We start from the raw sequence: 13,519 nt of genomic DNA on the forward strand, positions 1-13,519 counted from the left end.
CGCTGACGGCCCAGCTCGGACGTGATCGAGCCGAACAGCTCTGGGTCGCGCGCTGAGAGAGACTGGGTGAAAAAACCTTGAGTGCGTTGCGGGGCGTTCACTTTGAAACCTCCTAAAAGGGTTAGCCGGTCCAGCCAAGGCCAGCGGAAATAGCGTTCATCGATTGCAGCAGGGGAACAGGAACCGATCCTGCCTGAGGCTCGGTTCGAGCTTGTCGCAGCAATTCGACCTGCAGCGCGTGAATGCGGGCCAGTTCAGCCCGTTTGCGATCAAACCGCTCGCACAGGCGAGGGAAACGGTGTCCGATAGTTTGTCCTCCCGTCAGAAATTGCACTGCACTGCAGGCGCTATCGTATTCCGCTTTGATTGATTGAAAGACGATTTGTCGGGTGTTCTCATCGTGCACTAGTTCGCCGTATTGTGCGGCGATGCCCATATCCGCCTGATAGAGCGATTTCTCCATCTCATCGACGGCAAGGCGGAACAGCCGGGAGTGCTGAAACATATCCTGCAGCACTTCATCACCGCGCGCGCCACGAAATTTGCGGAAGCTGGCCATTGCGGCCCCGAAACCATACCAGCCCGTGATCAGGTGGCGGTTCTGCGACCAGGCAAAGACCCATGGAATGGCGCGCAGATCATCCAGGCTGGCCGCGCCAAAGCGACGTGCCGGACGAGATCCTATTTTCAGGCGGGCTAATTCCTCGACCGGGCTGGCCTGCTGGAAATAGTCCAGAAAGCCTGGCATCTTCAAAAGCGAGACATAGGCTGTCTGTGACAGTTCCGACAGAGCATCCAGCGCGTCGTCGAACTCGGGTCGGGCCAGGGTTTCTCCGGGATTGGCGGTATGACGCAACGTGCTTGACAGGAGCAATTCCAGATGGGCCGCGGCTGTTCCGCGGTTGGCGTATCTGGTCGAAACAACTTCGCCCTGTTCAGTTACGCGCAAGCGCCCGGCAATTGTTCCGCTGGGTTGCGCAGCAATCGCCCGCCCAGTGGGAGCGCCGCCCCGACTGACTGAGCCTCCGCGTCCATGGAAAAACGTGACCTTGAAACCTTGCGAAGCCAGTGCCGTCACGATGCGACGTTGGGCGCGCTCCAGCTCCCATGTTGAGCAGAAATACCCGCCATCCTTGCCGCTGTCTGAATACCCCAGCATCACTTCGATTTCATTTCCATCGGTTTTGAGGCTGCGGCGGGCAAGCGGTACTGCCAAAACGTCCAGCAGGATCGCAGGGGCATTGCGAAGATCTGCAATCGTTTCGAATAATGGCACCACCGAGATATCCAGTGTCTCGGACCCGAAACCGGAATAGCGGGCCAGCAGGTACACACCGAGAATATCATCGGCAGACCGGGTCATGGACAGGATAAATGGCCCAATTGCCTTGGGGTCCGGCCCCGAGCGAACACTATGAACAAGCGCTAAAAGCGCCAGCATTTCCTGCGCCTGATCGCTCAGCACCTCGCGGTTTTGATAGGGCAGGTTTTGATCTGCCAGCTCTGATCGCAGACGGGTAGACCAGTCGGGCGTGCCATATTCCGGAGCATGTCCGGATTGCGACCAAATTTCCGTCAGAACGTCATTCGTGACGGTTGAATTCTGACGAATATCCAGGGTTGTGGTTCGGAACCCGAAAACCGCAGCGGCGCGGCACAGCGGACGGATATGCCTCTGTGCCAGGACGTCGGCGTTGACCGCGCACAAAGCCGCATCAAGTGCCCCAAGATCGCTTACGAATTGTGAGATGTGATCATAGCCGCCATCGGTCAGCCGATAGCGAATGGCATTGAGAGCTTGCCGGAACGGTTCGTTTCGATTGCGATCGCCGTCCGGAGTTCGGTCGATAATTTCTTGTACACGTGCACGGTTTGGCTCAGGAAGCGGCAATATGAGCGCGCTGATGCTCAACCGGCTTGCAGCTTGATCGATGGCCTGACGATAAAGATCCTGAACCGTTTCACGGCCGCGTTGCAGGGCCAGTGCGGTCATCTCGGTTGTGACATTCGGATTGCCATCCCGGTCGCCGCCAATCCAGCTGTGAAAGCGAATGTTGGGTGTTTTGGCTAGAGTCTGACCCAACACATGCAGGCAGGCCTGATCGAACCGATCCATGACCTGCGGGACGGCGTCAAAGATTGCATCCCGGAAGAATTGCAACCCCCATTCGATCTCGTCGCGCAGGCTTGGGCGCGACAGGCGAAGTTCGCCTGTCAGCCACAAAAGATCAATCTCGCCTTCCAGACCATTCAGCAATTCGGTGCGTTCGGTCGGGGTCCATCGTTGCACTTCAAGACTGACAAGATTGCGGTAGATCCGCCGGTGAATTTCCAAAACGGTGACCCGTTTGGCCTCGGTCGGGTGCGCGGTTAGGGTGGGACCGGCGCATAGGTCAGCCGTCAGTTTTTTTGTCTGGCTGTCCGTTAATTGCAGTTCAGACAACACCTCGGCAAACCCGCCTTCGACCGATTCCGCGCCGCTTAGGGTCTCGGTCAGGCGCCGGTCCCGGACATGGGCGTTTTCATCAATGATGCGTAACAGTTGGAACCAGATCGATAGGGCTTGCAGATACGGCGTTGCCTCGAGCCCTGTAGGGATGGGTTGCAACGGCATGGCCTCGGCCCATGTCGCCACATGCGGCGCCCGCTTCGACAGAATATTCCGCCACAACGCCCGCAGTTCCGAGCGCAATTCCTCGGCATAGCCCGAAGGGTCCGGGGTGGACGGAATATTGCGGGCCAGCGCTTGCATCAGATCACCTGGTCCCGCGGGGTGCGACCTGCGAAGAAGTCGGCCAGATTGTCGAGTACGCGAAAGCCCATGGCCTCGCGCGATTCTTTTGTGGCACTACCCAGATGGGGTAGCATCACCAGGTTGTCGCATTGCAACAGATCCGGGCTAATGCGAGGTTCGCCATCGAACACGTCCAAAGCAGCCCCACCGATCGTGTCGAACATCAGCGACTGCACAAGCGCGTGCTCATCCAAGACCTCACCGCGCGCAGTGTTGATGAGGAAGGCGTTGGGCTTCATCAGATCCATTCTGCGCCCGTTGATCAGGTGCCGGTTTGCGGCCCCACCCGGGCAGTGCAGTGAGACGAAGTCGCAGTGCGGCAGCAGATCGTCCACGGTATCGACCTGAGTTGCGTTGAACTGTTTCAATACCTCGGACGAGACAGTGCTGCGGTTCTGGACAAGAATATTCATGCCGAACCCATGGTGCGCGCGACGGGCCATTTCCTGACCGATGCGGCCAAAACCGATGATGCCCAGAGTCTTGCCGCTGACCTTGGTGCCGACCAGATGGGTCGGACGCCAGCCGGTCCAGCCGCCCGCGCGCAGCTCACGTTCGCCTTGGCCGGCGCGGCGGGCTACCATCAGCAGCAATGTCATGGCCAGATCAGCCGTGCATTCGGACAAGACATCAGGCGTATTGGTTACGGTCATACCAAGGCTGCGCGCAGCGGGTTCACAGATATGGCTGTAACCAACTCCATAATTGGCGAGGATTTTGGTTTGCGCCGCAGATACGTCCAGCGCCTCGGCGCTGAGCGTGTCGGTGACCGTGGGCAAAACCGCGTCATAGCGTTTCAACGCATCGCGGATCTCGGCCGGGGACAATGGTTTGTCCCCGATGTTGAGTACGGTGTTATAGTTTTCGGCCAGTTGCGCCTCGACGGCGGCGGGCCAGCGACGGGTGACAAGGACCGAAGGTTTGACCATCACGCAGCCTCTCCCATGACGCGGGCGATGGTCTCGCCAATTACCGCAGGGTTTTCAGCAACAGTCACACCTGCCGCCGATAGGATTTCGACCTTTTCCGAGGCGCTTTCGCCAAATGCCGAGATGATAGCCCCGGCATGACCCATGGTCCTGCCTTTGGGTGCGGTCAGACCGGCGACATAGGCCACGACGGGTTTGGTGACGTGGTCTCGGATATACTCGGCCGCCTCGGCTTCCTGAGGGCCGCCGATTTCGCCGATCATGGCGATGACCTCGGTGTCCTCATCCTGTTCGAACCGCTCAAGGATATCGCGGAATGACGAGCCGTTGATCGGGTCGCCACCGATACCGACGCTGGTTGAGACGCCAATGCCACGCTCCTTCAGCTGCGCCGCAGCTTCATAGCCCAGCGTGCCCGAACGACCGATGATGCCGACATTGCCCGGCAGGTAGATATGGCCCGGCATAATCCCCAGCAGGGCCTTGCCAGGACTGATGGTTCCAGCACAGTTCGGGCCGGTCAGCACCATGCGATTGTCCTTGGGATAGCGATACATATAGCGTTTGACGCGGATCATGTCCTGCGCCGGGATGCCGTCGGTAATGCAAACGCAATAACGGATACCGGCATCTGCAGCCTCCATGATCGAATCCGCCGCAAACGGGGGCGGCACGAAGACAAGGCTGGCCTCTGCGCCGGTGGCCGTTACCGCTTGTTTGACAGTGTCGAAGACAGGCACGCCTTCTACGATTTCGCCGCCCTTGCCAGGGACGACACCGCCAACAACATTGGTGCCGTATTCCAACATATCCTTGGTGTGAAAGCGTGCCATACGTCCAGTGATGCCCTGAACAATAACGCGGGTGTCGCGGTCCAGAAGAATGCTCATTACACAGCCCTCATCTTGGTGTTTTGGGTCAAATCGTTTTGCCACGCACCAACGGCGCGTTCGGCAGCTTCCATCAATGTTGTTGCACGAATAATCGGCAGGCCGGACTTGGCGAGTATTTTCTGACCTTCTTCAACATTCGTCCCGGCAAGGCGCACGATGACTGGAATGTCGATATCCAGTTCCTTCAGAGCCTGCACGACGCCTTCGGCAACCCAGTCGCAGCGGTTGATGCCGGCGAAAATGTTGACCAGAACCGCTTGGACGTTCTTGTCGGACAGTACCAATCGGAAAGCTTTGGCAACACGTTCTGGTGACGCGCCGCCTCCGATATCGAGGAAGTTTGCAGGCTCTCCCCCGGCCAGCTTGATCGTGTCCATCGTCGCCATGGCCAGACCGGCACCATTCACGATGCAGCCGATATTGCCGTCCAGCCCGACATAAGACAGGCCACGATCCGCCGCGCGGCTTTCACGGGGGTCTTCCTGGCTTTTGTCGCGAAGCTCCGCGACCTGCGGGTGGCGGAACAAGGCGTTGTCATCAAAGCTCATCTTGGCGTCCAGCGCCAACACCCGATCGTCACCGGTGATGACGAGCGGATTGATTTCAACCATGGTCGCGTCCAGCTTGTTGAAAGCGGCGTAACACCCTTGGAGGGTGCGGACCATGTTTTGGATCAGACGGGGCTCCAGTCCCAGATTGAAGGCAATCTCGCGCGCCTGAAACTCCTGCAGACCTACCGCAGGTTCGACGATGGAGCGGACAATGCTTTCAGGGCGTTCTGCGGAAATATCCTCGATCTCCATTCCGCCCTCGGACGAGGCGACGATCATCACGCGTTGGCTTGAGCGGTCGAGCACAAAACCCAGATAGATTTCCCGATCGATCGGAACGGCAGATTCGACGTAGACGCGATAGATGCCTTTGCCATCGGGGCCGGTCTGATGCGTCACCAGCTTGCGGCCAAACATCTCGTCACAGGCTGCGTATATTTCGCTTTCCGAATTGCAGAGCTTTACGCCCCCAGCTTTGCCGCGGCCACCTGCGTGAACCTGGGCCTTTACAATCCACTTGTCGCCGCCTAGCTCACGTGCACGATAGGCAGCTTGCTCGGGGCTGTAGGCCAAGGCCCCCGAAGGGACTTCGACGCCGAAATTCGAAAGAAGTTCTTTCGCCTGATATTCGTGGATATCCATCTGCATTTCCTCCCGTTTATGCAGCGATAGATGTGCCGTAGCGGCTTTCCAGAAGCGCTTCGATCGCTTCGAGATTCACCGAACCACCCATCTCGCGGATTGCTTCGGCAAACAAATGCACGATGCGGCCGATCGACTGATGATTCAGTTGGTTCAGGATGCCGATGCGGACCTGAACAGGGGCGCTGAGGGTTGGCCAGATGCCAAAGCCGCGGGCCCGGCAATTCTGCACCAGCTCCATTTCGCGGCCTGCAAGTTCAGCGGGCAGGTTCAGCACCACAAGGCTGGACATGTCCGAGGTGACCTCGCAGCCCATCGCAATGACGGCATCGCGCAGCACGGCCTCATGCGTCTTGTATGCATGTGCGCGCTTCGCCAGCCCCTCCTGCAGGGTCAGGCGTAACGATTCATGAAAGGCCGCGACGGCATAGCCCGAATGTGTTCGGTGATATGTGCCTTTTTCGACATCCTGGCCATCGACGATGCCCCAGTGGCGGGCCTCGAAAATGGGATTGTGAACATAGCTGTAGGCACCCGTTGCTTTCAGGCTGTCGATATATGCATCGGTAAAGCTGACGGGAGCATAGGTCAGCGGCAAGCAGCACAGGCCCTTTTGCGGACAAGAGGCCCAGCCCGCGATGCCCGGATAATCATCAACCCGGAAATCTTCGACACCCAAAGACGAAACGGCGTCGATCAGACCCATTGCACCATGGCGCTCGCAGGCATCCGAGAAGCCGCGCAAATCATTGATGCGTCCTGATCCCGTTTCCCAATGTGCCATAAACGCCCATTTGGGCTTGTGTTCAGCCAGTGCGGCTTCGACCAAGTCACCGGTCACCGACTGACCATGCGGCACGTCGATGATCGTGACACTGGCGGCCTGCGGATCCAAGGGGTTGGCAGCATGTTCGTCCGGTGTCGCTGCCTTGATCCGAAGGGTCATTGTATCGATGCCCGAAAAGGTCCCGTTGTTGAACGCAACAACCGTGTCACCGGGCATGACAGCCGAGAACATGGTGTCCAAAGCGCTCCAACCAGTGCCCGCGACCGCAAAGGTGTATATGTTCGTGGTGCCCCAGATTTCGCGCAGCATGTGCTTGCATTCGATCATGCCGCGCAAAACGTCGCCCTGCATGTGATCCGCAACTCCGGCGCTGGAAAAGGCTTGTAGAACGCGCGCGTCTGTATTGCCCGGCCCGGGGCCAGCGGCCAGCGTCTCGGGGATTTCGAGCGTTGGATAAATCTGGAAAGTCATTGCGATCCTCCTTGATCGTTGGGGTGGTCAACCACGCCCAGACATCTCGTTGTGGATCAGGAAAGCCTTGCTTGCGTCATCGCGCAACGTAACTTACTACTGCTTTAGGACTTCTAATGGAATGGGGAAAAACCTACCCGTATTGGCAAGAATACCGAAGTATACCAAGTTTTGCCCTATACGAATGGGTAGTTTCTTGAGGATTTGGATGTAAAATCAATGACAGAGCCTTCACAACAACCGATTGACGTCATGCTTGCCGACAACAATCCGCTGGTCTTATCGGCCATGTCAGAGATTTTTGAACGTGATCCGCGATTCTCTTTGGTTGCCACATCGGCGACTGCTGAAGGGTTCCTGGGCGCGGTCATGAGAGTTCCGGTCCAGGTGTGTGTGATCTCCTGGAGCTTGCCGGTTCTTGGCGCGGCCAAATTGATCGAGGTTTTGCGAGAACAGGAAGGCGCGCCCCGTTTTGTCATTTACGGCGATGATGTCGGAGATGTTCCGCGCCTTGCAATGCAGGCAGGAGCTGCGGGGTTCTCATCCCGGTCAGGTGAAGTTGAAGCGTTGCTGGAAACCTGCGCGGACGTGGCTGCTGGCAAGATGGTGTTTCCGTTCATCGATGTCCGCCAGATGCAACAGAATCCGATCCACAGCCTGTCGCGGAAAGAGCGCGCGATTCTGGAAGCTCTAGCCAAGGGCATGTCCAACCGCGAGTTGTCCAAAGAGCTTCAGATATCGACCAATACCGTGAAATTTCACCTGTCAAACATTTACGAAAAACTATCGGTTAAAAATAGGACGCAGGCCATCGCGTATTACTATTCGTCTAATGCGGCCTCGCATTAGATAGATTTGCCCAAATGCTCCAATGGTGTGGTCATTCTGTTGGTCGCGTGATCGGCCTTTCTTAGGAACCCGTGGGGAATTGGGTGGCGGTTTCGGAAAAGCTCTGATCGACGGCGACGGTCGCAATGCAAACCCGAACCTGTTCTTCGATAGCTCTGCGCGCGAAAGAGGTCACGGCTGTGTCCGACGCGAAGGCATCGTAGATTACAGTTGGTTGAGCTTCGAAACTATATCGAGTTGGAAACAGAAACACGTCAATCTCATCATATAATTGCTGCTTTTTTTCGCCATATAGCGGGCCGTCCCATCTGATCTCGTCTTTGGCGACGGCGGCTTTGATCGCGGTCAGGTCTTGCTCCAGTGGGCCGGCCCGGCCAGGATCATTTCGACTTTAACCCCGAGAGAGTGCAGAGATCCGGCTGCTTCAAGAAAATCGTACAGCCCTTTCTCGCGGGACAGGTTGCTTAGAAGCCCGACCCGCAAATGGCCAGGAGACTGCAGGCTGGTCTGTGTTTGGGGGAGAAAAACGCGTTTTCGGCGACGTGCCATTTTTGATTGCTTCGGTAAGCGTGTGGGCGCCAAACAAGGTCAGGATAGTCGGAACATAGGCCATAATGGCGTCTGTTTCACGATGAGCATCCAATTGGGTCAGCTCGGTGCAGTAAGGTGCTGATCCAGTTTCTTCAGGCCGGAAGTAAGGAGCCAAGTTCAGGATGGATGATTTGGCCTTAGCCATATGGTTCCCAAACTTCCGTGCCTGCTTCTGGGCGGTTCTATGGGGTTCACATGCTCGCTTGAAAGTTGCAATGGCTCTGGGCCCGCTAGGCCAGATTTTGTCCTTCACGGGCGTGATGACTGAACAACAGCTTGTTTGATTGGACATCGGACAGAAAATCCGCAGTGCGCCCAGACAGCGCTCGATAAAAGGATAGAAGACCGGGTTCGATTTCTTTGGCAATGTCGATGCAGTTTTGGCGCAGCTCATCGGTGCGCTCCAGCGGTTCACGCGCACGTATGGCCGACAAAAGTTGAGCATGCGCATCGCGTAAGTTCTGGAATGCCTCGCTGTCGAGCATGTCCTGATCGCCAATCAATATGTAAACGGGCTCCAGGTTCTTTTTTCCTTTCAGGTCCACAAACCCAGCTTCCAACATCGCCAACTCTTGTTTGCCTAGAATGTAAACTGAATTCGAAACCAGGATGTCATAGTCGACATGTCGGCAGCTTTGTTCGATCCTGGCGGCGACGTTCACCACATCTCCGATCACAGTATAATTGAACCGCCGCCGCGACCCGATATTGCCCACACAGGCCTGTCCTGTCGCGCAGCCAGTGGCCAGCGCAATGGGTGGCCGTTCGCGCATGATTTCGGACCTATTGAACTGTGCCAATGCACCGCGCATCATCAAGGCTGCCCGTGCAGCGCGACAGGGATGATTTTCGACCGGAAGCGGAGCGTTCCAGAACGCCATGACTGCGTCGCCGATGAATTTGTCGATTGTGCCTCGCTCGTGCAAAATCTGATCTCCGACCTGTGAAAACAGCTCATTCAGAATGGCGACGAGCTCCGTGGCCGAAACCGACTCGGATAACGGGGTAAATCCACGGATGTCGGCGAACATGACGGTGATCTCTTGTGTTTCTCCACCAAGGACCAACTGATGGTCCGAGCCTTCCATTTCATCCAAAATTTCAGGAGCGACATAGTGAGAAAAAATCTTTCGGATCGCTCTTTTCTCGCGCTCGGTCGAAATGAATAGATATCCGGCCAACAGCCCGAAATTCGCCATCCCACCAGCAAGTGGGAAGGTTGCATCAAATAATACGAGTTGATTTTGAAAGGCCATCCAGCTGATCAGCACAACTACGGCTGCAGATACGCCACCCGCAATGAAGGATGCGACCGCACCAAAGCTGGACATGACGGCGACGACCACTAACCCCAGTAAGACGAATGAGACCAACTCAAGCGCAGCGGTCACATCGGATCGGCTGAGCATTTCGCCCGTTAGGACCTGTTCAAGTAACTGCGCGTGGATCGAGACGCCGGGCACGGATTCTCCGAGCGAGGTCTGGTGCATATCAAACAGACCCGCCGCAGAGGTGCCAACAAGAATAATCTGGTTTTCGATTCGGGACCGCAGCGCAGGATCATCCGGATTCGTCATAACGTCATTGGCAGAAACATACAGTTCAGGCCGGTCTCGCCTGTACCGGATCCAGACTTCGCCGTTCTGAGTTGTTGGCAATCGAAAATCGCCCAGTTCAAGCGCCAGCATGACACCGGATTCATCGGACGCGCCCTCGGCGAAAAGGACTGTTTCCCCCAAGGCCACCCTAAGGGCCTCAATTCCCAGGCTTGGCAGGGCGCCATCCGGTCCCCCCCAAAGTACCGGGACCCGGCGGACCACACCGGTCCCACCAAGTGGTGAGACATTCACGCCCCCAATGCCTGTTGCATCTGAATAAAGTGGCGGAGCAGGAGGAGTCCAATGCGGAACCTGGACGAGCCCTGAGGTCGGAGACTCACCGATCTCGATGATCCCCGCCTTGGATATGACGGGCTGACCATCATCGGCCACACGGGCCGCTACACCCAGAACAACCGGCCATTTGGCGATTTCGGCTCCGAAAAAAACATCGTTGTCCAGGTTTTGGGCGTCTTCATCGACCGAGAGCACCTCGGCCAACGCAGGGTCTTCCAATAATCGAGCAGGCGAATAGCGGTCGGGTTCGACAAACAGCATGTCAAAAGCGATGACCGCAGCGCCATTTTGGCCGAGGTTTTCAACCATCTGAGCCATGAGATTGCGCGGCCATGGCCATTGCCCCCAGTTGGCCAGTGACTGTTCGTCTATGTCGACAACACGGATTGGCAGGTCGGGGGTGTAATCGCGTGGGGCCATGCGCTGAAGGATGTCGAAATATATCAGCCGAGTCATGCGCACGGGAAATGGATCTATGACCCTGACAAAGCATCCAAACAGGATCAGGCACAAACCCACAAGGCGAAAACCCCTGCGGCGAGTGCTCCGTTCTTTCGACTTAACCGTCACGGTTGCCTCCGAAGACAGTGGTCGCTTTCACTGCCCGACATTACCGATTACCCATATCAGCCGATGCTCAGTTAACAGGTCTATTCGGTTTCGTATCCGGCGCTGCACCGCCTTCAATACTGGGCGCCTCAACGGGTGCAGATGCTACCGAAGCCTTCACCGCTTGCCGCTGCGGGGGCGCTGGGCGGGGCTCGGGAGCGTCGGATTTTTCGATGGGCTGCACTGGTGCTGATTCTCCGGCGCAGCCTTCGATATTCACGCGCAGCGGACTGAGAAGCCGTTCCTGAGATTGAATGAACGGAAATCCATTTTTCACTGCTTCGTCGTACTGTGCCTGATCGGCCGGGCGGCCCACCTTGCCTTTTTGACTGGTGGCAAACAGGCTGCATTGACGTCCAGTTGATCTGCAGCCGCCTTTCAGGCCGCACATCTGCACGGTGCCTTCCAGCACCAGCATCGAGCTTTGGGTGCCAGGCACAACCCACATGTCGAATATGGTCCCACGCACAGCCATTGTCGCAGTGGGGGTCTGGATGGAATAGGCACGTTTTCTGCTGTTGCCCGAGATGAAACGAAAGCTTCCACCCAAGGCCTGAACGGCAAAATTCTTGGCCTTCTTCTTGTTTCGCAACATGGTCACATCCAGCGCCATCTTTGCATTAGGCCCTATCGCGATCTTCGTTTCGTCAACAAAGATCAGCTGAACTACCCCTCTGCTGTCTGTGGATATGGAATCACCCGAGGCAACTTCCATGCCTTCAAGCAGTGGCCGGGAATTCCCGGCTCGGGTAATTTCTGCGCCTTGTTTGACGCTTACGACAGTACCAATGTTGGCCAGGATCTGCGACGGCAGTATCAAAACACAACAGGAAACACACAACACTCTTAACCAGGCCAAACTAATTATCCCTTCCCCAAGGTTATTCCAGAGCGCAATGCGCCCGCTGCCCGGTCTGTGCCTCGTGGAATTTATTTCTTTGTATTATTTGTAAAAAATCTAAGCAAATATGCCTTAATGCCTATGTGTTTGGCAAGTTTTCTATGAAGCTGGAGAAAATTCCCACCTAATTGGGCTGACCCGGAGCTTCGGAAACTCTCTGTTTGTACATTGCCGGTGTCTCGGACAGGGCCCTTTTCAAATCAGTGTTTCGTTGGGCCGTCGCTCGCTTTCCAAGCCGATGTCTCTTGGGTCTGATCGCCTTATGGAAGGCCCGGCAGACACGCATTGCGGGTGACATTTCGCGGCTGCCTTTGATCAAGCCCGAAAGCCATAGACATCATGGATTTGACTTTTTGAAGATTTTTTCACGAGGTCCCTTGTATTTCTTGGCGCTTATCGAATACACCGGCCAGCGGAGACGTGGCCGAGTGGTCGAAGGCGCTCCCCTGCTAAGGGGTGAGCTACTCCTAAATTCCCATAAAAACCAAATACTTACCTAAAGCGCGCGGGCGTGTTGCACCAGTTTTGCACCACGCCAGCGCGCTATCGCGAATGTCACGACACACAGGCCAGAAAGATCCCGTACCAACTGCACAAAAATGTTCTCTCCAACTCAACAAGCTGGGGCATTACGATGCCGCTCCCAAACACGCAAAGCCCGTCTAAAAGAGAACTCACAGAACACACTTGCGTCAGCTAATCGCTATAAACGTCAAATGTGGAATATGGCATCGTTGTTGAAGTTGACAACAGAAGTTGAGTATGAGCGTCGGTTTCCTACCTGAGGGCGCGCCACTCAATCATTGAGAGCAATCTGGCCTTGGCGGACGAGGATCTCATTGCGGGCAGCGAGACCGAGAAATTCCGAGACATTGCCGTTTGTCAGAGTTTTGGCTGCCTCATCTATAGTGTCCCAGACGCCGCGCTCTAGGTTCACTTGGCGACGCTCCTTGATTGTGTCGCGCGGGATATAGGGAACCGCTAAGAGATATGCTCCTTGCGCCAAGTCCCCAGCCACTTCGGTACGAATTGTTTCGATGTCACGTGGCTGCGGAATTTCCGCAACATCCGAGAAGTAGTCATCGAGAGCTGCGATCGCGTTTTTGAGGATGTCAGTAGCCTTATCTGTAGCGGCAAAACAGCCCGGCACATCCGGGAAACTCACGCCATAGCAAGACGCTGGATCGTGGTGAACAATCGCTAGATAATTCATGGGATAAGGCACTTTCCGATTAATAGCTTCCTCTTTTATCTTGGTTTTGATCGAGTTGATAGAACAAGGCTGTTCGAGTTCCACAATAGATTTCGTAAATAGGTTTGGGTCGTCCTTCGTACCATCCGCAAGAACGGCAGAAACCCCGGCTGTTCAGCTCAACGGCTCATCCTACGTCGACGCCGACTTGGCGGAATATCTCGACGACAAGGGCATGGATCACATTGGCGGCGCGCTGCATCATCAAACCAAACAGATGAGCCGAATACTGACTTAGTTTACGCCGCTCTTGGTTCCAAAAACTCTGACAACGGACACTTTGCGTATTCCGATAACTACCTCATCGATACAGATCACAGCGTGATCGCGGATGTCGAAGCGACCAGATCCATCC

The 13,519-nt window shown here is 56.0% G+C and carries 10 protein-coding genes; 1 reads left to right on the plus strand and 9 read right to left on the minus strand.

Going from position 1 to position 13,519, the window contains the following annotated elements:
* Positions 1–121: 121 nt before the first annotated feature.
* From AC2FJ5_RS21040 to AC2FJ5_RS21060, 5 genes are read right to left on the minus strand one after another with little or no spacing between them, the layout of a single operon-like run.
* Positions 122–2,752, minus strand: coding sequence for a phosphoenolpyruvate carboxylase (locus tag AC2FJ5_RS21040; protein WP_496794490.1), 2,631 nt, complete (start codon positions 2,750–2,752; stop codon positions 122–124).
* Entirely contained in the window at positions 2,752–3,723 is a 972-nt protein-coding gene (locus tag AC2FJ5_RS21045; protein WP_496794491.1) for a 2-hydroxyacid dehydrogenase, read from the minus strand. The genes AC2FJ5_RS21040 and AC2FJ5_RS21045 overlap by 1 nt, the downstream gene beginning before the upstream one ends.
* Entirely contained in the window at positions 3,723–4,613 is an 891-nt protein-coding gene (gene sucD / locus AC2FJ5_RS21050; RefSeq protein WP_281972634.1) for a succinate--CoA ligase subunit alpha, read from the minus strand. Before sucD ends, AC2FJ5_RS21045 begins: the two co-directional genes overlap by 1 nt.
* On the minus strand, positions 4,613–5,809 hold the full coding sequence (locus tag AC2FJ5_RS21055; RefSeq protein WP_496693072.1) for a malate--CoA ligase subunit beta: 1,197 nt from the start codon (positions 5,807–5,809) through the stop codon (positions 4,613–4,615). Before AC2FJ5_RS21055 ends, sucD begins: the two co-directional genes overlap by 1 nt.
* A gap of 16 nt (positions 5,810–5,825) precedes the next feature.
* Complete coding sequence (locus AC2FJ5_RS21060) at positions 5,826–7,067, minus strand: pyridoxal-phosphate-dependent aminotransferase family protein (RefSeq protein ID WP_496794492.1); 1,242 nt, start codon at positions 7,065–7,067, stop codon at positions 5,826–5,828.
* Between the two features lie 219 nt (positions 7,068–7,286).
* Between AC2FJ5_RS21060 and AC2FJ5_RS21065 the strand changes: the two genes are divergently transcribed.
* A complete protein-coding gene (locus tag AC2FJ5_RS21065; RefSeq protein WP_246097171.1) occupies positions 7,287–7,916 on the plus strand; it encodes a response regulator transcription factor in 630 nt (209 codons plus the stop codon).
* Between the two features lie 61 nt (positions 7,917–7,977).
* Here the strand turns inward: AC2FJ5_RS21065 and AC2FJ5_RS21070 are convergent, their stop codons facing one another.
* From AC2FJ5_RS21070 to AC2FJ5_RS21085, 4 genes are all read right to left on the minus strand, one after another.
* On the minus strand, positions 7,978–8,277 hold the full coding sequence (locus AC2FJ5_RS21070; RefSeq protein ID WP_496794493.1) for a glycosyltransferase: 300 nt from the start codon (positions 8,275–8,277) through the stop codon (positions 7,978–7,980).
* Positions 8,278–8,737: 460 nt separating this feature from the next.
* A complete protein-coding gene (locus AC2FJ5_RS21075) occupies positions 8,738–10,858 on the minus strand; it encodes a CHASE2 domain-containing protein (RefSeq protein ID WP_496689139.1) in 2,121 nt (706 codons plus the stop codon).
* Positions 10,859–11,039: 181 nt separating this feature from the next.
* On the minus strand, positions 11,040–11,726 hold the full coding sequence (locus AC2FJ5_RS21080; protein ID WP_281972630.1) for a FecR family protein: 687 nt from the start codon (positions 11,724–11,726) through the stop codon (positions 11,040–11,042).
* A 982-nt stretch (positions 11,727–12,708) separates the two neighbouring features.
* On the minus strand, positions 12,709–13,209 hold the full coding sequence (locus tag AC2FJ5_RS21085) for a type II toxin-antitoxin system HicB family antitoxin (RefSeq protein ID WP_496790238.1): 501 nt from the start codon (positions 13,207–13,209) through the stop codon (positions 12,709–12,711).
* Positions 13,210–13,519 lie beyond the last annotated feature (310 nt).

The sequence above is a fragment of the Ruegeria sp. CDSA221 genome, from assembly GCF_059611825.1.

Bases quoted from the DNA above. Each gene is read 5' to 3' on its own strand.
- AC2FJ5_RS21040 (WP_496794490.1), bottom strand. From the start codon at position 2,752: ATGCAAGCGCTGGCCCGCAATATTCCGTCCACCCCGGACCCTTCGGGC.
- sucD (WP_281972634.1), bottom strand. From the start codon at position 4,613: ATGAGCATTCTTCTGGACCGCGACACCCGCGTTATTGTTCAGGGCATC.
- AC2FJ5_RS21080 (WP_281972630.1), bottom strand. From the start codon at position 11,726: ATGGAAGTTGCCTCGGGTGATTCCATATCCACAGACAGCAGAGGGGTA.
- AC2FJ5_RS21055 (WP_496693072.1), bottom strand. From the start codon at position 5,809: ATGGATATCCACGAATATCAGGCGAAAGAACTTCTTTCGAATTTCGGC.
- AC2FJ5_RS21065 (WP_246097171.1), top strand. From the start codon at position 7,287: ATGACAGAGCCTTCACAACAACCGATTGACGTCATGCTTGCCGACAAC.
- AC2FJ5_RS21045 (WP_496794491.1), bottom strand. From the start codon at position 3,723: ATGGTCAAACCTTCGGTCCTTGTCACCCGTCGCTGGCCCGCCGCCGTC.
- AC2FJ5_RS21075 (WP_496689139.1), bottom strand. From the start codon at position 10,858: ATGACTCGGCTGATATATTTCGACATCCTTCAGCGCATGGCCCCACGC.
- AC2FJ5_RS21060 (WP_496794492.1), bottom strand. From the start codon at position 7,067: ATGACTTTCCAGATTTATCCAACGCTCGAAATCCCCGAGACGCTGGCC.